General features: G+C 65.9%; 17 protein-coding genes. 8 read left to right on the plus strand and 9 right to left on the minus strand.

Annotated elements, in window-relative coordinates:
- Positions 1–83 precede the first annotated feature (83 nt).
- From FIU66_RS16990 to FIU66_RS17010, 5 genes are all read left to right on the plus strand, one after another.
- Entirely contained in the window at positions 84–1,016 is a 933-nt protein-coding gene (locus FIU66_RS16990) for a DMT family transporter (RefSeq protein ID WP_167624075.1), read from the plus strand.
- A 65-nt stretch (positions 1,017–1,081) separates the two neighbouring features.
- On the plus strand, positions 1,082–2,608 hold the full coding sequence (locus tag FIU66_RS16995; RefSeq protein WP_167624076.1) for a UxaA family hydrolase: 1,527 nt from the start codon (positions 1,082–1,084) through the stop codon (positions 2,606–2,608).
- A gap of 62 nt (positions 2,609–2,670) precedes the next feature.
- Positions 2,671–3,747 (plus strand): PLP-dependent cysteine synthase family protein, encoded by a 1,077-nt coding sequence (locus FIU66_RS17000; protein ID WP_167624077.1) that lies wholly within the window; start codon positions 2,671–2,673, stop codon positions 3,745–3,747.
- 129 nt (positions 3,748–3,876) lie between these two features.
- Positions 3,877–4,029 (plus strand): hypothetical protein, encoded by a 153-nt coding sequence (locus FIU66_RS17005; protein WP_167623879.1) that lies wholly within the window; start codon positions 3,877–3,879, stop codon positions 4,027–4,029.
- A gap of 116 nt (positions 4,030–4,145) precedes the next feature.
- Positions 4,146–5,048: a DMT family transporter gene (locus FIU66_RS17010; RefSeq protein ID WP_240544812.1), complete on the plus strand. Its 903-nt coding sequence runs from the start codon at positions 4,146–4,148 to the stop codon at positions 5,046–5,048.
- A 20-nt stretch (positions 5,049–5,068) separates the two neighbouring features.
- On the opposite strand, the gene FIU66_RS17015 is transcribed toward FIU66_RS17010, so the two are convergent.
- Genes FIU66_RS17015 through FIU66_RS17045 form a run of 7 tightly spaced genes read right to left on the minus strand, consistent with a single transcriptional unit; the run spans position 5,069 to position 13,015 of the window.
- Positions 5,069–6,016, minus strand: a complete 948-nt coding sequence (locus FIU66_RS17015) for an ABC transporter substrate-binding protein (RefSeq protein ID WP_167624078.1) — start codon at positions 6,014–6,016, stop codon at positions 5,069–5,071.
- Between the two features lie 25 nt (positions 6,017–6,041).
- Positions 6,042–7,034 (minus strand): ABC transporter permease, encoded by a 993-nt coding sequence (locus FIU66_RS17020; protein WP_167624079.1) that lies wholly within the window; start codon positions 7,032–7,034, stop codon positions 6,042–6,044.
- Positions 7,031–8,536 (minus strand): sugar ABC transporter ATP-binding protein, encoded by a 1,506-nt coding sequence (locus tag FIU66_RS17025; protein WP_167624080.1) that lies wholly within the window; start codon positions 8,534–8,536, stop codon positions 7,031–7,033. The genes FIU66_RS17020 and FIU66_RS17025 overlap by 4 nt, the downstream gene beginning before the upstream one ends.
- Positions 8,521–9,663, minus strand: coding sequence for a Gfo/Idh/MocA family protein (locus FIU66_RS17030; protein ID WP_240544813.1), 1,143 nt, complete (start codon positions 9,661–9,663; stop codon positions 8,521–8,523). Before FIU66_RS17030 ends, FIU66_RS17025 begins: the two co-directional genes overlap by 16 nt.
- The gene (locus FIU66_RS17035) at positions 9,660–10,718 is read right to left on the minus strand and encodes a sugar phosphate isomerase/epimerase (RefSeq protein ID WP_167624081.1); all 1,059 of its coding nucleotides are present in this window, start codon (positions 10,716–10,718) and stop codon (positions 9,660–9,662) included. The genes FIU66_RS17030 and FIU66_RS17035 overlap by 4 nt, the downstream gene beginning before the upstream one ends.
- A gap of 12 nt (positions 10,719–10,730) precedes the next feature.
- A complete protein-coding gene (gene xylA, locus FIU66_RS17040; RefSeq protein ID WP_167624082.1) occupies positions 10,731–12,035 on the minus strand; it encodes a xylose isomerase in 1,305 nt (434 codons plus the stop codon).
- Positions 12,032–13,015: a LacI family DNA-binding transcriptional regulator gene (locus tag FIU66_RS17045; RefSeq protein WP_167624083.1), complete on the minus strand. Its 984-nt coding sequence runs from the start codon at positions 13,013–13,015 to the stop codon at positions 12,032–12,034. The genes xylA and FIU66_RS17045 overlap by 4 nt, the downstream gene beginning before the upstream one ends.
- A 230-nt stretch (positions 13,016–13,245) precedes the next feature.
- On the opposite strand from FIU66_RS17045, the gene FIU66_RS17050 reads away from it, so the two are divergent.
- Positions 13,246–14,694, plus strand: a complete 1,449-nt coding sequence (locus FIU66_RS17050; protein ID WP_167624084.1) for a PAS domain-containing protein — start codon at positions 13,246–13,248, stop codon at positions 14,692–14,694.
- 31 nt (positions 14,695–14,725) lie between these two features.
- Here FIU66_RS17050 and FIU66_RS17055 read toward each other — a convergent pair whose 3' ends face one another.
- Together FIU66_RS17055 and FIU66_RS17060 are read right to left on the minus strand one after the other, a co-directional pair.
- A complete protein-coding gene (locus FIU66_RS17055; protein WP_167624085.1) occupies positions 14,726–15,982 on the minus strand; it encodes a Zn-dependent hydrolase in 1,257 nt (418 codons plus the stop codon).
- The gene (locus FIU66_RS17060) at positions 15,982–17,172 is read right to left on the minus strand and encodes a hypothetical protein (protein WP_167624086.1); all 1,191 of its coding nucleotides are present in this window, start codon (positions 17,170–17,172) and stop codon (positions 15,982–15,984) included. The genes FIU66_RS17055 and FIU66_RS17060 overlap by 1 nt, the downstream gene beginning before the upstream one ends.
- A 109-nt stretch (positions 17,173–17,281) precedes the next feature.
- On the opposite strand from FIU66_RS17060, the gene FIU66_RS17065 reads away from it, so the two are divergent.
- Together FIU66_RS17065 and FIU66_RS17070 are read left to right on the plus strand one after the other, a co-directional pair.
- On the plus strand, positions 17,282–17,788 hold the full coding sequence (locus FIU66_RS17065) for a MarR family winged helix-turn-helix transcriptional regulator (RefSeq protein ID WP_229849310.1): 507 nt from the start codon (positions 17,282–17,284) through the stop codon (positions 17,786–17,788).
- A 65-nt stretch (positions 17,789–17,853) separates the two neighbouring features.
- Positions 17,854–19,563, plus strand: a complete 1,710-nt coding sequence (locus FIU66_RS17070) for a catalase (RefSeq protein WP_167624087.1) — start codon at positions 17,854–17,856, stop codon at positions 19,561–19,563.
- Positions 19,564–19,579 lie beyond the last annotated feature (16 nt).

Here is a 19,579-nt window from a genome sequence, read left to right on the forward strand (position 1 = left end):
GCCATTTCTGCATCATCTGCAAATCCCCTTGCGGCGGGCCGTGTCGCCGCCTAACCATGCCGGGCCAGACGGATGGTCCCAGAATGACACCTCAGAACCCGATGCAGGGCATCCTGCTGAAATGCGCCAGCGTGGCGGTGTTCACGGTCATGGCCGCGATGCTGAAGGCCACGGCGGAAACCGCCAGCGTCCCGCCGGGCCAGCAGGTGTTCTTCCGGTCGCTGTTCGCGATCCCGGTGATCGTGGCCTGGCTGGCCCTGCGCGGCGAACTGGCGGTGGGGTTCCGCACGGTGCGCCCCATGGGCCATTTCTATCGCGGCATCGTCGGCACCGTCGCCATGGGGCTGAACTTCTGGGCTCTTGCCCTGTTGCCCTTCCCCGAGGTAACGGCGATCGGCTATGCCTCGCCCCTGCTGGTGGTGATCTTCGCGGCGATGTTTCTGGGCGAGGACGTGCGCCTGTTCCGCCTGTCGATGGTGGGGCTGGGGCTGACCGGCGTCCTGATCGTGCTGTCACCGCAACTGCGGCTGAACGGCCCGGCCGATCCCTATCGGATGCTGGGCGCGGTGGCGGCCTTTGGGGGCGCGGTCATGGCGGCCCTGGCGCAACTGTTCATCCGCAAGCTGGTCCAGAACGAACGCACCTCGGCCATCGTGTTCTGGTTCTCCTTCACCTCGACCGTGCTGGGGCTGCTGACGCTGCCCTTTGGCTGGGTGATGCCCGATGCCACCACGGCCGCGCTGCTGGTGGGCAGCGGCATCCTGGGGGGCGTGGCGCAGATCCTGCTGACCTCGTCCTATCGCTATGCCGACGCGTCGCTGGTGGCGCCTTTCGATTACGTCTCGATGCTGCTTGCCATCGCCATCGGCTGGTATGTCTTCGCCGAGGCGCCGACGCCCGTCGTCCTGGCCGGGGCGGCCCTTGTGATCGGCGCGGGCATCGCGATCATCTGGCGCGAACGGCAACTGGGGCTGGAACGAAGCCGGCAGCGCAAGGCAATGACGCCGCAGGGCTGATCTGCGGTTGACGTCGCGGTTCTGCGGTTCTTAATCGGCCGGTAGCGCGAGAAGGAGGGGATCGCATGGACAGGCCGCATATCCTGCGACTGAACGAGGCCGACAACATCGTCGTGGCGATCGGCGACCTGCCCTCGGGTTCGGCGGTCGAAGGCAGCATCGCCACGACCCGCCGCATCCCGCGCGGCCACAAGATTGCCGCCCGCGCGATCCCGGCGGGCCAGCCGATCCGCAAGTTCGGCCAGATCATCGGCTTTGCCAGCACCGACATCGCGCCGGGTGACTGGGTCCACGAACAGAACGTCACCATGGGCGGCGACTTCGAACGCGACTATGCCTTCGCCTCTGAAGCCCGCCCCCATGAAAGCCTGCGCCAGGGCGAGGTTCCGGCCCATTTCCAGGGCTTCCGCCGGGGCGACGGGCGCGTGGGCACGCGCAATTACATCGGCATCCTGTCCAGCGTGAACTGCTCGGCCACGGTGGTGGATTACATCGCCGACCATGCGATGCGGTCGGGGATGCTGGACGATTATCCCGACATCGACGGCATCGTGGCGCTGCCGCATGGGCAGGGCTGCGGCATGGCCAGCAAGGGCGAAAGCTATGACCTGCTGGCGCGCACGCAATGGGGCTATGCCAGCCACCCGAACTTCGCCGCCGTGTTGCTGGTGGGCCTGGGATGCGAGGTATTCCAGATCGCCCGGCTGAAGGAAACCTATGGCATCGCCGAAGGGGACCACTTCCAGTCGCTGACCATCCAGGACACGGGCGGCACCCGGCGCACCATCGACGCGGGCGTGGAACGCCTGCGCGACATGCTGCCCGTGGCGGCGCGGGCGCGGCGCGAAGCGGTTCCGGCGTCCGAGCTGACGCTGGCCCTGCAATGCGGCGGTTCGGACGGCTATTCCAGCCTGACGGCCAATCCCGCACTTGGCGTCGCGGCCGACATTCTGGTGCGCCAGGGCGGCACCGCGATCCTGTCCGAAACGCCCGAGATCTTCGGCGCCGAGCACTTGCTGACCCCCCGCGCGGAAACGCCCGAGATCGGCCGGAAGATCGTCGATCTGATCGACTGGTGGACCGACTATACCACCCGCAACGGGGGCGAGATGAACAACAACCCCTCGCCCGGCAACAAGGCCGGCGGGCTGACCACCATCCTGGAAAAGTCGCTGGGTGCGGTGGCAAAGGGCGGCACCTCGACCCTGCGCGGCGTTTACCGTTACGCCGAACGGATCGACCGCAAGGGCTTCGTCTACATGGACACGCCGGGCTATGACCCGGTGGCCGCGACGGGCCAGGTCGCGGGCGGCGCGAACATCCTGTGCTTCACGACCGGGCGCGGATCGGCCTATGGCTGCAAGCCGGTGCCGTCCATCAAGCTGGCGACCAACACGCCCTTGTTCCAGCGGATGCCGGACGACATGGACATCAACTGCGGCGACATCGTCGAGGGCGTGTCGCTGGAGGAAAAGGGCGCCGAGATCTTCGAGAACATCTTGGCCGTCGCATCTGGACAGAAGACCAAGTCCGAGGATCTGGGCTATGGCCGCAACGAATTCGTGCCTTGGCAGATCGGGGCAGTGATGTAGCCCCGCCCCCGCTTTCGGTGTTATCATCACGGGCAAATATCGCGACAACAGGAGGGTTCGGCATGTCAGGGACGATCAGGACGACCAGGGGGCGCGGCAGGCTTTACGACAGCATCCTGGACACCGTGGGCGACACGCCGGTGATCCGGATCAACAACCTCGCCCCCGAAGGGGTGACGATCTATGTCAAGGCCGAGTTCTTCAACCCCGCCGCATCCGTCAAGGATCGCCTGGCGCTCAACATCATCGAGGCTGCGGAACGGTCCGGCGCCCTGAAGCCCGGCCAGACCGTGGTCGAGGCGACCAGCGGCAACACGGGCATCGGCCTTGCCATGGTCTGCGCGCAGAAGGGCTATCCGCTGGTGGTGACCATGGCCGAAAGCTTTTCGGTCGAGAGGCGGCGGCTGATGCGGATGCTGGGTGCCAAGGTCGTGCTGACGCCCAAGGCGCAGAAGGGCACGGGCATGTACAACAAGGCGGTCGAGCTTGCGGAAAAGCACGGCTGGTTCCTGGCCCGCCAGTTCGAGACCGAGGCCAATGCCGACATCCACGAGGCCACCACCGCGCAGGAAATCCTGGGCGATTTCGCGGAGCAGCGGCTGGATTACATCGTCACCGGATACGGCACCGGCGGCACCGTCAGCGGCCTGTCGCGCGTCTTGCGCCGCGAACGGCCCGAGGTGAAGATCATCCTGACCGAACCCGCCAACGCCGCCCTGGTCAGCAGCGGCACCCCGCAGGACCGCGGCCCCGACCACGCCCCCGCCGTCAGCCACCCCGCCTTCGAGCCGCATCCGATCCAGGGCTGGACCCCCGACTTCATCCCCTGGGTCCTGCAGGAAGCCTTGGACAAGGGCGGCTATGACGAGATGATCCCCATCCCCGGGGCCGAGGGCATGGACTGGGCGCGCAAGCTGGCCGCGCGCGAAGGCATCCTGACCGGCGTGTCGGGCGGGTCCACCTTTGCCGTGGCGATGCGCATCGCCGAACGGTCCGAACCCGGCACCGTCATCCTGTCGATGATGCCCGACACCGGCGAACGCTATCTGTCCACGCCCCTGTTCGAACCCTTCGCCGAGGACATGGACGACGAGGAACGCGCGCTGTCCGAATCCACCCCCGGATACCGGATGGGCTGACGATCCCTGCGCCCCCTGCATGGCGGGTGTACGCAGATGCCGCATTGCGGCAAGGCGGTCGTGGTCCATCTCTCATCTGTCAACCAAGGACAGAAAGAGAGTTTGACCATGACCGCCCTCCGCAACGCCATGACCCGCATTCGCGCGTTCCTGGATGTGCTGGATGCCGCCGTTTCCGCCTCGGCCGCCGTGCGTTCGCACCACGCCCCTGCCCTGGCCGACCTGCGCCGCCTGGGGATCAAGCCGACCCCGGCCACCATGGACGCCCTGTCGCGCGCCTGATCGCCGCGGCTTTCCGATGATCCGGCCCGCCATTGGCGGGCCTTTTGTTTTTCTGGTCTTTCACCCGGCTGGCGATCCGGCCTATGGTCCGGCGGTTTGAAGGCCGGGGGACCAGGATGAACAGCAGCACGACGACCTTGGCAGGACGGTCCGACTTCGGCCAGGGGCTGATCTGGATGGCGCTGTCCATGACGGCCTTTATCGGCATGTCGGTCGGATCGCGGGAAATGGCCGAAACCCTGTCGATCCGGCAGGTGCTGTTCTTCCGCGCCCTTGTGGGCCTGTTCGTGATCCTGGCCTTGGGCCGCGCCCTGTTCCCCGAGGTGCGCCGCGCGGCCAAGCTGCGCCTGCATGTGGCGCGCAACGTGATCCACTTTACCGCGCAGTACTTCTGGACCATCGGTGTCGTGATGCTGCCGCTGGCCTCGGTCTTCGCGCTGGAATTCACTATGCCGATCTGGGTGACGCTGTTCGCATGGCTGCTGCTGCGCGAAAGGTTGACGGGCCCGCGCCTGCTGGCGACGGTGGGCGGCTTTGTCGGCGTCATGGTGATCGTGCGCCCCGGCATCGGCATGGTCGATCCGGCAGCGGTCCTGGTGCTGATCGCGGCGGCGGGTTACGGGCTGTCGCTGATCCTGGTGAAACGCCTGACGCAGCACTGCTCGCCTGGCGCCATCGTGGTCTGGATGATCCTGATCCAGCTGCCCCTGGGCCTGATCGCAGCATTGACCGACTGGCGGCCCGTGGCGGTCACGGATGTTCCCTGGATGCTGGTCGCGGGCGTTGGCGCGCTTGCGGCGCATTTCTGCCAGGCTCAGGCGCTCAAGCGGCTGGACGCTTCGATCCTGATCCCCATCGACTTCCTGCGCGTGCCGATGGCGGCCGTCGTCGGGTATTACTTCTATGGCGAGGCGATCGACCTGTGGGTCTTCCTGGGCGGGGGCATCATCCTGCTGTCGAACTTCCAGGCCGTGATGGCCGAGCGTCGCAGGGCCGCCGCCGCAGTCGCGGCCCCCTGAGGGGCCGCGACCTTGTCCGATCAGAACGGGCTGTCGGGATAGTAGTAGTTCTCGGCGTTCTCGGGGGTGACCAGCACCGACCCGATGATGAAATCGCCCGAAACCGGGGCCTGCGACACCAGGCCGACGGCCGTGATCTCGATCGCGGTCGAGATCATCGAGGGCGGATAGGTCACGTTGGCGGGGATCATCGCATCGCCGTCCATGGTGCGCTTGATCATCTCCTTCATGCCCGCGCCGCCCAGGACAAACTTGATGTCGTCCCGGCCCGCAGCCTCGATGGCACCCAGGGCACCCACGGCCATGTCGTCGTCGGAGGCCCAGACCGCATCGATCTGCGGGTGCTTGGACAGGAAGTCCTGCATCACCGTGAAGGACTTGTCGCGGTTCCAGTCGCCATGCTCCATGCCCAGGACTTCGATGTTCTTGCCCTGGATCGCGGCTTGGAAACCTTCGACCCGTTCATTGTCGATGGTGGTCGGGATGCCGCGCAGCACGACGATCTTGCCGCCTTCAGGCAGAGCGCTTGCCATGAACTCGCCCGAGACACGACCGAAGCCGGGGTTGTCGCCCGCGACATACAGATCCTCGATCCCCTCCTGCGACAGGCCGCGGTCCACAACCGTGATCCAGGCGCCGGATGCCTTGACGTTCTGGACCGGGCCGGTCAGCGGCTCGGATTCGAAGGGCAGGACGACAAGCGCGTCGATGTTGCGGGTGGCAACCATGTCCTCGATGTCATTGACCTGCTTGGCGGGGTCGGATGCCGTCGCCAGCACGAAGTCGAGCTGCGGATAGGTTTCCTCCAGCCGGTCCACCGTGGCCTGCGCGAAATAGTTCATGCCGCCCGCCCAGCCATGGGTCGCCGCGGGGATCGACACGCCGATCACCTTGGTTTCCCCGTCCTGCGCCCAGGCCGGCGCGGCCAATGCGGCGGCGATGGCCAGTCCCGATACGAAATGCTTCATGTCTTTCCTCCCATGTGAACCCGGCTCAGGTGCGGGCTTTGCCTTCGCGCTGCAAGACAACAGCGAGAACGATGATGGCCCCCTGAATGGCACCGTTCAGGTAGGGCGATACGAAATCCGTCAGGTTCAGCAGGTTGCCGATCAGCGTCAGGATCAGCACGCCGATGACCGTGCCCCAGACGCGCCCGAAGCCGCCCTTGAGCACGGTGCCGCCGATGATCACGGCTGCAATGGCTTCCAGTTCCCACAGCATCCCGGTGGCCGATGATGCGGAACCAAGGCGCGGCACATACATGATGGTGGCAATGCCCACCAAAAGGCCAAGCGCGGCATATGTCATCAGCCGCACCCGGTCCACGCGGACGGATGAATATTTGGCGACCTGCTCGTTCGATCCGATGGCCGCGCAATAGCGGCCAAAGGCGGTCGAGCGCATGACGATCTCTCCGATCACCACAACCACCGCAAAGACGATGATCGGCCAGGTGATGCCGAAGATGCCGCCGTAATAGACCGGCTGGTAAAGGCTGCGCAGCCCGAAATCCAGCGACAGGGTGCCGCCGTCGGCCAGCCAGGTGACAAGGCTGCGATAGATGCCCATGGATCCCAGGGTGACGATGAAGGCCTCGATCCCCAGGCGGGTGATCAGGATGCCGTTCAGCAGCCCCGCTGCAAGGCCTGCCAGCAGCGCCACGGCCATGCCGACCAGGATCACCGGGATCCCCGCGCCCATCGATGGGATCAGGCTGTTCATCACCAGGATCATCAGCCCGGCGATGAAGGCTGCCATTGACCCGACCGACAGGTCCAGCCCGCCAGCCGTGATCACGAAGGTCATGCCCACGGCGATGATGCCGATAAAGGCCGAGCGGGCGAGGACGTTCGTCACGTTGTCCCAGCCCAGGAAGTTGGGGTTCATCAGCGCGCCGGCGATGACCAGCAGGACCAGGGCCAGGATCGGCCCGATCACGGTCATGCGGAGGCGGCGGGGTGAGGCGGCAACGGCTGCGTCGCTCATGCGGGTTCCTTCAAGGGGGTCGGGGTCACGCCCATGGCAAGGCGGACAATGGCATCTTCGGTAGCGTCGCCGTCCAGTTCGCCGGTGATGCGGCCGTGGCGCATGACCAGGATACGGTCGGAAAGCCCGATCACCTCCTGCATTTCCGAGGATATGACGACAATCGCGCGGCCTTCGGCGGCAAGGCGGCGGATCAGGACATACATCTGCTGCTTGGTGCCGATGTCGATGCCGCGCGTCGGTTCGTCGATGATGATGATCTGCGGATCGGCCAGCATGGTCTTGGCGAACAGCAGCTTCTGCTGGTTGCCGCCCGACAGGTTGCCGACCATCGCGCCACGATGGCCGCGGATGTCGAAATCCGTGATGGCTTGGTCAAGGGCACGTTCCTCGGCCCCCGTGTCCAGCAGGCCCCGGTCGAACTTCGACAGCGCCTGCAGCGTCAGGTTTTCCCGCAACCCCTTGCCCAGCAGCAGTCCGCGGGTCTTGCGATCCTCGGTCAGGTAGCACAGGCCAAGCGTTTGCGCCTGCCAGGGATGATCGATGCGGGCCGGTTGGCCAAAGACCCGCACCTCGCCCGTGGTAGGGCGCAGGCCGCACAACCCCTCGAAGGTTTCGGTCCGGCCCGAACCGATCAGGCCCGCAACGCCCAGGACTTCGCCGCGCCGCAAGGTGAAGCCGATGTCGCGGGAAAAACCCGGCACCGACAGGCCACGAACCTCCAACGCGACTTCGCCGGGTGTTGCGGCCTTGACGGGAAACAGATCCGACATCTCGCGCCCGACCATGGCGTTCGCCATGCTGTGCTGGTCCATCTGCGCGGCCTCGCCGGTCCAGACCACGCGCCCGTCGCGCATGATGGTCAGGTCGTCGGCGATCTCCTCGACCTCGTCCAGCTTGTGCGAGGTGAACAGCACCGCCGTCCCCGCCTCGCGCAGCGCGCGGACCTGGCGCAGCAGGATCGCGGTTTCCGCCCGCGTCAGCACGGCGGTCGGTTCGTCCATGACAAGCACGCGGGTCTCGCGCAGCAGGGCCTTGGCGATCTCGACCATCTGCTTGTCGCTGTTGGACAGCGTGGACACGACCTGGTCGGGCGAGACGCGGCATTCCAGCCGGTCCAGCAGTTCCTTCGTCCGCGCCCGCATCGCGGGCTTGTCCAGGAAAGGCCCGCGCTTCAACTCGCGGCCCAGGAAGATGTTCTGTTCCACCGTCAACTGTTCGGCCAGGTTGAATTCCTGGTGGATCATCGAGATCCCCTGGTCCTCGGCCGCGCCCATGTTGGCAAAGGTGACAGGCTGGCCATCCAGCAGCACCTGCCCCGATGACGGCGGCTGATAGCCGGTCATGATCTTCATGGTGGTGGACTTGCCCGCGCCGTTTTCGCCGATCAGCGCATGGACCCGACCGGGGCGCAGGGCGATATCGACGCCGTGCAGCACCTCGATCGGGCCGAAGCTGCGGGAAACATTGCGCAGGGCAAGAACGGTCACGGCGTCACCCATGCCGCATCCTCGCGGGCGGACCGGACGCAGGCGTCGATGAAGCGCATTCCCGCCAGCCCCTCCTCCAGCCCAGGCAGGATATCCAGCACCGGGTCGCGTTGCCCGGCTTGCGCCGCCCGGATCGCCTGCGCCGCCCCGGCATAGATGTTGGCGAAGCCTTCAAGATAGCCCTCGGGGTGGCCGCCCGGCGTGCGGCTGACGGCATTGGCCGCATCCGTCGCCCCTGCCCCGCGCCGCGTCAGCAGGCGCTTCGGCTCGCCAAAGGGCGTGAACCACAGATAGTTCGGATCCTCCTGCGCCCATTCAAGGCCGCCCTTCTCGCCATAGACGCGCAGGCGCAGGCCGTTTTCATTGCCCGGCGCGACCTGCGAACACCACAGCATCCCTCGCGCCCCGCCGCCGAAGCGCAGCATGACATGGGCATTGTCGTCCACCCGCCGCCCCGGCACGAAGCTTTGCAGATCGGCGGAAAGTTTTTCCACCGTCAGCCCGGTGACGAAGCAGGCCAAGTTATAGGCATGGGTGCCGATGTCGCCGATGGATCCCCCTGCCCCGCTGCGTTCGGGATCGGTGCGCCATTCGGCCTGTTTGTTGGTGCCGGTGGTTTCAGATGCCTCGGTCAGCCAATCCTGCGCGTACTCGACCTGGACCACGCGGACCTGTCCCAGATCGCCCGCCTCGATCATCGCGCGGGCCTGCCGGATCATCGGATAGCCGGTATAGTTGTGGGTCAGGATGAACAGGGCGTCCGACTGCCGGATCGCCGCCTCAAGCTCTGCCGCCTGCGCCATCGTGGCGGTCAGGGGCTTGTCGCAGATCACATGGATGCCGCGCCGCAGGAAGGCCGCGGCGGCAGGGCCGTGGACATGGTTCGGGGTGACGATGGCTACTGCTTCGATCCCGCCCTCGCGGTTGGCCTCGGCCTCGGCCATCTCCTCGAAGCTGCCATAGCAGCGGTCGGGGTCCAGCCCCAGGGCCGCGCCGCTGTCGCGCGACTTTTCCGGCGTCGAGGACAGCGCCCCCGCCACAAGGTCGAACTCTCCGTCGATGCGGGCGGCGATGCGGTGGACCGCGCCGATAAAGGCGTCCTTGCCGCCGCCGACCATGCCAAGCCTGATGCGCGTCATTCCGAAATCCCCAGCATGCGGCGGTTCGCGGCATCGTCCGTGCCGCCATCCGCGAAATCGTCAAAGGCCTTTTCCGTCACGCGGATGATGTGGTGGCGCACGAACTCGGCCCCTTCCCGCGCCCCGTCCTCGGGATGCTTGAGGCAGCATTCCCATTCGACCACGGCCCAACCGTCAAAGTCATTGGCCGTCATCTTGGAAAAGACCGCGCCGAAGTCGACCTGCCCGTCGCCCAGGCTGCGGAAGCGTCCGGCCCGGTTGACCCATGGCTGGAAGCCGCCATAGACGCCCTTGCGCCCTGTCGGGTTGAACTCGGCATCCTTGACGTGGAACATCCGGATGCGGTCCTTGTAGATGTCGATATTGTCCAGGTAATCAAGGCATTGGAGGACATAGTGCGACGGGTCGTACAGCATGTTCGCCCGCGCGTGGCCGTTCACGCGGTCCAGGAACATCTCGAAGCTGTCGCCGTCGTGCAGATCCTCGCCCGGATGGATCTCATAGCAGATGTCCACGCCGCAATCCTCGGCATGGTCCAGGATCGGGCGCCAGCGGCGGGCCAGTTCGTCGAAGGCCGCTTCCACCAGGCCTGCCGGGCGCTGCGGCCAGGGATAGACGAAGGGCCAGGCAAGCGCCCCGGAAAAGCTGGCCATTGCGGTCAGGCCCAGGTTGCGGCTGGCGGTCAGGGCCATCCTGACCTGATCGACCGCCCATTCCTGCCGCGCCTTGGGATTGCCGCGCATGGCGGGCACGGTGAAGCCGTCGAAGGCCTCGTCATATGCCGGGTGGACAGCGACGAGCTGGCCCTGCAGGTGGGTCGAAAGCTCGGTGATCTGGACGCCGTTGGCCTGGGCCACTCCGGCGATATCCTCGCAATAGGACTTGCTGTCCGCGGCCTTTGCCAGATCGAACAGCCGCCCGTCCCAGCTTGGGACCTGCACGCCTGCATAGCCGCAATCGGCCGCCCATCTGGTGATGCTGTCCCAGGAATCGAAGGGCGCCTGATCGCCCGCGAACTGCGCCAGGAACAGCGCCGGGCCCTTGATGGTCTTCATGGTCTTTTCCCCTCAGACATATCGGTTGACCAGGTTTTCAAGCATCTCTTGCCGCCCAGAAACGGGCTGCGGATCAAGCCCGGCCGCCACTGCCTTGTCCGCGATCCCCTCCAGCGTCGCGCCGGGTTCCAGCATCGCCTGTGCGTCCGGGCGCTGCCACCCGGCGTAGCGGTCGCGGCGCGCGGATTCGAGCCGGTCCTCTTGAAGCATCCGGGCCGCCGCCTTCAGGCCCCGCGCGCAGACATCCATCGCGCCGGCATGGGCCATCACCAGATCAATGGGATCCAAAGACTGGCGGCGGATCTTGGCGTCGAAATTGGTGCCGCCGGTTGTGAAGCCGCCACCGCGCAGAACCTCGTAATAGGCCAGGGCCACTTCGGGCACGCTGTTGGGGAACTGGTCGGTGTCCCAGCCAGACTGCTGGTCGTTGCGGTTCATGTCGATCGACCCGAAGATGCCAAGCGCATTGGCAAGCGCGATCTCGTGTTCGAAGCTGTGGCCCGCCAGGATCGCGTGGCCCTGCTCGATATTGACCTTCACTTCCTTTTCCAGCCCATAGCGCGACAGGAAGCCGTAAACCGTCGCCACGTCGAAATCATACTGGTGCTTGGTCGGTTCCTGCGGCTTGGGTTCGATCAGGATGGTGCCCTTGAAGCCGATCTTGTGCTTGTAATCGACCACCATCGACAGGAAGCGGCCCATCTGATCCAGCTCGCGCCCGAGGTCGGTGTTCAGCAGGGTTTCATAGCCCTCGCGCCCGCCCCACAACACGTAGTTTTCGCCGCGAAGCCGGTGCGTCACGTCCAGGCAGTCGCGCACGGTCGCGGCGGCATAGGCGAAGACATCCGGGTCGGGGTTGGTCGCGGCGCCTGCCATGTAGCGGCGGTTGGTGAACAGGTTCGCGGTGCCCCACAACAGGCGCGGCCCGCCATCCGCCATCTTCGCGGCCATCAGGTCGGCGATGCGGTTCAGCCGGTCGCGGCTTTCGCCTAGGCTGGCGCCTTCGGGCCGCACGTCGTGATCGTGGAAGCAGAAGAAGGGCGCGCCCAGGATGCGGAAGAAGTCGAAGGCGGCATCGACGCGCGCCTCGGCCAGGGCCATCGTGTCGGCGGGAAACCAGGGCCGGTCGAAGGTCCGCCCGCCGAAGGGATCGCCGCCTTCCCAGCCGAAGCTGTGCCAATAGGCCACGGCGAAGCGCAGGTGATCCTCCATCCGCTTGCCCATGACCCTTTCATCCGGGTCATAGTGGCGGAAGGCGGGGCCTTCGGCCTCGGCGTCGAAGGCAAGGCGGGGGATGGAATCGAAATAGCCGGTCATGCGGGATCCTCGGGGAGGTTTTCCTTGAAGAAGATGGCGGGCGTGATCGTCACCCCCGCCGGCGTCTCGCCATCGGCAATGGCCTTCATCGCGTCCAGGGCCGAGGCAACCTCCTCGGCCGGCTTCTGGTCGATCACCACGTCGATCAGATCGTCCTGAAGGGCTGCGCGGGAATGAGGGGTCAGTTCGTGAAGCACGATGAAGGGGCGGCTGCTGCCCAGGCTTCGCATCAGGGGGATCAGCCCGCGATTGCCTGCGCCGATGGAATAGATGCCGGTGATCCTGGGGTCTTCCCGCAGCGCCCGGCCCAGCAGGTCGCGCATCTGGTCGGCGTTGTCCGCGACTTCGATCGGGGGCAAAAGGCTTGCCTGTCCCAATGACTCGGCCACGCCGGCAAGACGGTCGCGGTGATCGCGCAACGAGGCCGATCCCAGCACGGGAAGCACGCGGACAGGCCGGCCCCGGTGGGCGATCCGGTGAAGGCGCCCGGCCGTGCGCCCTGCCACGACGTTGTCGATGCCGATATAGGCGCGGCGCGAACCGGGAATGTCGGACACAAGCGTCACGACCGGCACATTGCCCGCCGCAAGCCCGGCAATCGCCGGGGTCAGCCTGTCCGTTCCCGCGCCCACGATGACGGCGCAGTCGCAATCCTGGGGCAGCGGCGCAGCGGAACCGTCGCAGATCTCGATGGTGACGCGCTGTCCTGCCCGCGCCTCGGCCTCGGCCAGGAAGGCGCGGCGGATCGAGGAAAAGAAGCCGTGATCCCCCTGCGGCACGCAAACCGCAAAGCGATAGCTGCGCCGGCGCGACAGGTTGGCCGCCATCATGTCGCGACGATAACCCAGATCCTCGATGGCTTGGCGGACCCGCTCGATCGACTTCGACGCCACGCCGCCGCGTCCGTTCAGAACGCGGTCGGCAGTCGAATAGCTGACCCCGGCGACCCGCGCCACGTCATGCAGCGTCGGATTTCCCATAAGACATTGTTCTCCCCCAGGGGAAAGATCGGGCGGAAAATGACAGACGTCAATCATTTTCTTCGGCGGCTTACCGTTTCATCGCCGCAACTTCCGGACGCAGGGGACGCAATTGTTCTGCGCAAGGATCATGAACTTCCCGTGCTCACGTTGCGTTCTATAGGATGACAAATGCACCGCTTGCGAATAGCTTACCCCGACGACGAGAACCCGCTTAAATCCAGGGCCGAATGAGCAGACCTTCCGAAGACCGCCGTATCGACAACGAGATCCATCGATCCAAGGCGGGCTCCGATCCGTTCGCGGCGGCCATGCGGGCCACACGGATGCCGATGCTCATCACAGACCCCCGCCAACCGGACAATCCGATCGTCTTCGTCAACGACGCCTTCGGACGATTGACCGGCTACACGCGCGAGGAAACGCTGGGCCGCAACTGCCGCTTCCTGCAAGGCCCCGGCACCAATGCCGAGGATATCGACCGGATCCGGCAGGCGATCGCGGATCTTGTGCCGATCGAGGTCGAGTTGCTGAACTACAAGAAGGACGGCAGCATCTTCTGGAACAGGGTGCTGGTGTCCCCGGTCTTCGACGGCGGCGATGTGACCTATTTCTTCGCCTCGCAACTGGACGTGACCAAGGACAAGCTGGGCGATCCGGCCCGCGACGGAAACAGCGACAGCGAGATGAAGCGCCGCATCGCGGATCTTTCCGCGGCCGAGGAGCGCCTGCAGTTCACCCTCAAGGCAGGCGGCCTTGGCACCTGGACGCTGGACGTTCCAACCCAGCGGCTTGTGGTATCGCCCCTGTGCAAGGCCAATTTCGGCCGCGGACCTTCCGACGACTTCAGCTATCGCGACCTGCTGGATGCCATCCATCCGGACGATTTCGACCGGTGGCAAAGGACGCTGGCGGCGGCTTACGAGGGGGATGGAGAGTTCAACATCGAATACCGCATCAACCTGCCCGACGGGTCGATTCGGTGGGTCGAGATCCGTGCGCAGACCCGGTTCGACGAACACCACAGACCCCTGACGATGAGCGGGATTTCATCGGACGTCACCGACCGCAAAGAAGCCGAAGCCTATCGGATGCTGGTGACCCAGGAGATGAGCCACCGGATCAAGAACACGCTGGCTACCGTCCAGGCCATCGTCAGCCAGTCGCTGCGCGCGGACCTGCCCGCCAGCCAGATGCGGCAGGTCGTCGCCAAGCGGATCGAGGCGCTTGGCGGTGCCCACGACATCCTGACCGGCAAGGACTGGGACGTGGCCGGTCTGCGCCAGACGGTGGACCGTGCGGTCAGGCCCTTCAACGCTGACGGCCGGATCCATCATTTCGGCCCCGATCTCGAGATCAGCCACGGCGTCAGCAGTGCCCTGACCCTGGCCCTGCACGAGCTTGCCACCAATGCGGTCAAATATGGGGCGCTGTCCGGCGACAGCGGGCGGGTCAGGATCGAATGGAACATCGAGAAAAGCCAGTTCGTCCTGACCTGGGACGAGATCGGCGGCCCTCCTGTCACCGCCCCGACCCGCACCGGCTTTGGCAGCCGGATGATCGAGAAGGCCCTGTCCGCCACCGTCAACGGCACTGCCGAGGTCGAGTATCGTCCGGGCGGCATTCATTTCGAGCTGCGGGCAGACTGGGACGACCTGACCGGCTTCGTGGCGAAGTAATCCGCCGCGGACGGGCCCGCGGCGGCAAGGTTCATTCTGCAGCAGCCGGGCGACCCGCCCCTGCAATGTCGCAGGCGGTCAGGAACATCACGTCGATGCCACGGGCAAGCTGATCGTAATCCGTCCATTCCTGTGGCGCGTGCGAGATTCCGTCACGGCTGGGCACGAAGACCAGGCCCGTCGGCGCGAAATCGGCAAAGATCATCGCGTCATGGCCTGCCCCGCTGACCATCGTGCGGCTTCGCAGACCCAGGCCGTCGGCGTTGCGCGACAGCGCGGCGTGCAGGTCGGCCGACAATGGCGTCGGGCTGACCAGCAACTGCTGTTCGACCGTCACCGCCAGACCGTTGCCGCCCGCCTGTTCGATCACTGCGCGGGTCTGGGCGATCAGGTCGGTGACAACCTGTTCAGCGGGCGCGCGGATGTCCACGGTGAAGGTCACCAGGTCGGGGATCACGTTGGCGCCGCCCGGCAGCACCTCGAGCTTGCCGACGGTCAGGACGGCGTCGCCCCCGATCCGCCGGGCCAGGTCGGGCAGTTGCGACAGCGCCCCGACCGCACCCACCAGGGCGTCGCGACGGTTTGCCATGGGCGTTGTCCCGGCATGGCCCGCCTGGCCGCGGAAGGTGGCCTTCAGCTGCGACAGGCCGACGATACGGTCCACGATCGCCACATCCTGCCCGTTCGCCTCCAGCACCGGACCCTGTTCGATATGCAGTTCCAAAAACGCGTGGATCGCGCCCGGCGCCAGCCGCGCGCGATGCGCCTGCGCCGGGTTCAGGCCATAGGCGGCCAGGGCCTCGGCCACCGTGACCCCTGCGCCATCTGCGATCTCGCGCAGTTGCGCCGTATCCATCTTGCCCGTCAGGACGCGAGAGGCCATCAGCCCGCCGCCGAAACGCGCGCCTTCCTCCTCGATCATGGCGATGACCTCGACCGGGCGGTCGGGGGTCAGGCCGTGCTGGCGGAACAGGTGTGCCACCTCGATCCCCGCGACCACGCCCGCCGGGCCGTCGAAGCGCCCGCCGTTCGGGACGGAATCGAAATGCGATCCGATCAGGACCGGGGCCAGCGTCGGGTCGCGGCCTTCCAGCCGCCCCCACAGGTTGCCCACCGCGTCCTCGCGCACGGTCAGGCCCGCATCCTCCATCCGGGCGCGCAGCCAGTCGCTGGCCGCCCGGAACTCGGGGCTGTAGGTCAGGCGCGTGGTGCCGTTGCCCGGCGTCGCGTTGAAGCGGTCCAGCCCTTCGATCAGCGCCTCGATGCGCTTGGGATCGGCATAGGTCATCACAGCAGCCCCACGAAGATGCCGGCCAGGACGACCGAGACCATGGTCACGGTCACGAAGCCCGCGACCAGCATCGGCGGCAGCATGTGGGCGGTCAGCACCTCGCGTTCGGCCGGATCGTCGGACAGGCTGTTCACCACCTCGTTCGTGATGATGTAGTCGGCCGGAAAGCCGTAAAGTGCGGTCAGCGCGCAGGCGAATGCCATCGCGGGGGTAAAGCCCAGCAGCCGCCCGGCGATCCAGGATGCCAGATACATGCCCGCGACGCCGATGCCGATAATGACGACCAGCGGCCAGGCCAGTTCGCCCAGCATGTCGGGAGTGGCGCGCTTCAGCCCGTCGAAGATGAACACCATCAGGATCAGGATGGTGAAGCCGAAGGCGTTGGCCGACCGCAGCGGCTGGCGTTCCAGGAACCCCGCCGAGGTCGCGATGACGCCGAAGACCAGGCACAGCACGAAGGGGCTGACCTCGAACACCGGCTTCAGCAGTTCCGCAGTGCCCCAGGCCAGAAGGGCGACCAGACCAAGGCGCAGGAACTTGAAGTAGTAGCTGTTATAGGCCGGGGGCATGGCCGCGAACATGCGCGGGGGTGCGGCGTCCTCGGCATGGCTGCCGGGGTCCATGGGCGCGCGCGACTGCCAGTTGCCCGCCTGGTGCAGTGCCAGGACCCGGCGCCCTTCGCGCTTCAGCATCACGGCGGTCAGCGGATAGCCGACAAAGCCTTGCATCACATAGATCAGGATCGCCAGCACCGACAGGCTGGCCAGCCCCGCATCCGCCGCAGCCTGCGACATGATCAGCGAGGCGACGACGCCCCCCACCAGCGGCGGGGTCGCCACGATCACGGTCTGGTAGTCCAGAACCAGGACACCAAGCGTCAGCAACGCCGCGATGATGCCGCCGATCCCAGCCAGCGACACCACCACCGTGCGCCATTGGCGCGACAGTTCCGCAAAGGACAGCAGCGTGCCCATGTTGGTGATCAGCAGATACATCGCGAGAAAGACGATCGGCGTCTGGAAGCCCGCAAGGGCCACGATGTCCTGCGGGAAGAAGGTCCAGTAGCCCAGCATGAACAGGATGGCGCAGACGAAGACCGAGGGCAGCCATGACTTCGTCCGGGTCGAGATCGCGTCGCCGATGAACAGGATCAGGGCGATGATCGAAAAGGCAAGCAGTTGCGGCATAGGATGGGTCCTGAATATCCGGGCGCCGTGCAGCACGCCCGGAAGGGACAATTGATCCAAATGGATGTAAACTGCAATCGCGGAACCATCCCCGTGCAAGGAGAAGGCGATGAATGACGGCGGCGGAGGGCAGGATTGCCCGGACGGGCGGCAGATGCTGGACCGGATCATGGCATCCGACCTGCGCTATCTGATGGCGGTCAGCTATGTCGTGCTGGCCAACAACCAGATCACCAACCGCTTCATCGAAAGGCGCCACGACATGCCGGTGCAGGCCTGGTCGGCCCTTTACGCGATCGCGCAGTTTCCGGGACTGCGGGCGCGTGACATCCAGGTGCTGTTCCCCCGCCCCCAGAACACCATCAGCCGCGCGGTCGCGCTGCTGGTCCGGCGGGGCCATGTGCGCGAGGATCCGCTGCCCGACGACGCTCGGGCGAAGGGGCTTCACCCGACGGCGCAGGGTCTGGCGCTGCTGGACCGGATCCTCGAACCTGTCGCGGCGCGGCAGGCGGAACTGATGTCGCCCCTGACCCGTTCCGAACAAGAGGATTTCCTGGCGCTTTGCCGCAAGCTCGCGGCAGGGCCGCTGCTGACGCGGTCACAAGTCATGGGTTGAATCGAACCGGGTTGCGCCCCCGGTCGTTTCCTCTAGGCTTTCCCTTCGCAGTACGGAGAACCGCTATGGAAGACCAAGCCCCGGACGGCAAAAGGACCCTGACGAACCGGCAGGGCCACCAGATCACCAACAACCAGTCGCAGCGCACGATCGGCCCGCGCGGCCCAGCGACGCTGGAAAACTATCACTTCCTGGAAAAGATCACCCATTTCGACCGCGAACGGATCCCCGAACGGGTGGTCCATGCGCGCGGCTTCGTCTGCTATGGCGAATTCGAGGCGACCGGCATGATCGGCGACGAGCCCGCGTCGAAATACACCCGCGCCAAGCTGTTCCAGGACAAGGGCAAGAGGACGCCGCTGGCGATCCGCTTTTCCACCGTGATCGGCGGGCGCGACAGTTCCGAGGTGGCGCGCGACCCGCGCGGCTTCGCCGTCAAGTTCTATACCGAGGATGGCAACTGGGACCTGGTCGGCAACAATCTGGCGATCTTCTTCATCCGCGACGCGATCAAGTTTCCCGACGTGATCCATTCGCTGAAGCCCGACCCGGTGACCTTCCGCCAGGAACCCAACCGCATCTTCGACTTCATGAGCCAGACGCCCGAAGCGATGCACATGCTGACGCACCTGTTCAGCCCGCGCGGCATCCCGGCCAGCTATCGCCACATGGAAGGCTTCGGCGTGAACACCTACAAGATGGTGAACGCGGCGGGCGACACGGTGCTGGTGAAATACCACTTCCACCCGCGCCAGGGCATCGCATCGCTGACCGCGGCCGAGGCCGAGAAGGTGCAGGGCAAGGATTTCGGGTCCGCCTCGAAGGACCTGTTCACCGCGATCGAGCGCGGCGACTATCCGCAATGGGACATGTATGTCCAGATCATGGAGGATCACGACCATCCCGAACTGGACTGGGATCCGCTGGACGACACCAAGATCTGGCCGGAAAAGGACTTTCCGCTGCGCCATGTCGGCGTGATGACCCTGAACCGCAATGTCGAGAACTTCTTCGACGAGAACGAGCAGATCGCCATGGGCACAGGGGTGCTTGTCGACGGGCTGGACTTTTCCGACGACAAGATGCTGGTCGGGCGGACGTTTTCCTATTCCGACACGCAGCGGTACCGGGTCGGCACCAACTATCTGCAACTGCCGGTGAACCAGGCAAAGGGCGCGAAGGTCGCCACCAACTATGACGGCGGGCAGATGTCCTTTGGCCGCGACATCGCGCCGGGGCAGAACCCGCATGTGAACTATGAGCCCTCGATCCACAACGGGCTGCAGGAAGCGCGGCGCGACGCGCCCAACAACCCGCCCGAGATCCGGGGCCGCCTGACCCGCAGCGTGCTGGAACGGCGCAACGACTATGTCCAGGCGCGCGGGCGTTACTGCACGATGATGGACTGGGAACGCGACGACCTGGTGCTGAACATGGGCACGCTGCTGGGCCAGTGCGAACGCGACGTGCAGGAACGCATGGTCTGGCATTTCCTGATGGTCCATGACGACTATGGCACCCGCGTAGGCGAGATGCTGGGCATCACCGCCGCCGACCTGAAGCACCTGGCCCCCCTGCCCGGCCAGGTCCTGACCGACGAGGATCAGCGCCGCCTGGAAAACCTGGGCGCGAATGGCGACAAGATCGACCCGACCGTCTGGGGCCAGTGGACCAGTTCCGTCAAGAACCGCCAGACCACCGCCGAGGAGGTCCTGGGCGGGCTTCCGGGGGCACCCGAGAAGGCGGCCCACCGGTCGCAGGCGGCCGGTTCCTGACCGGGACAGGCAAGGA

The organism is Paracoccus sp. AK26, assembly GCF_011801365.1.
Classification (GTDB): domain Bacteria; phylum Pseudomonadota; class Alphaproteobacteria; order Rhodobacterales; family Rhodobacteraceae; genus Paracoccus; species Paracoccus aerius.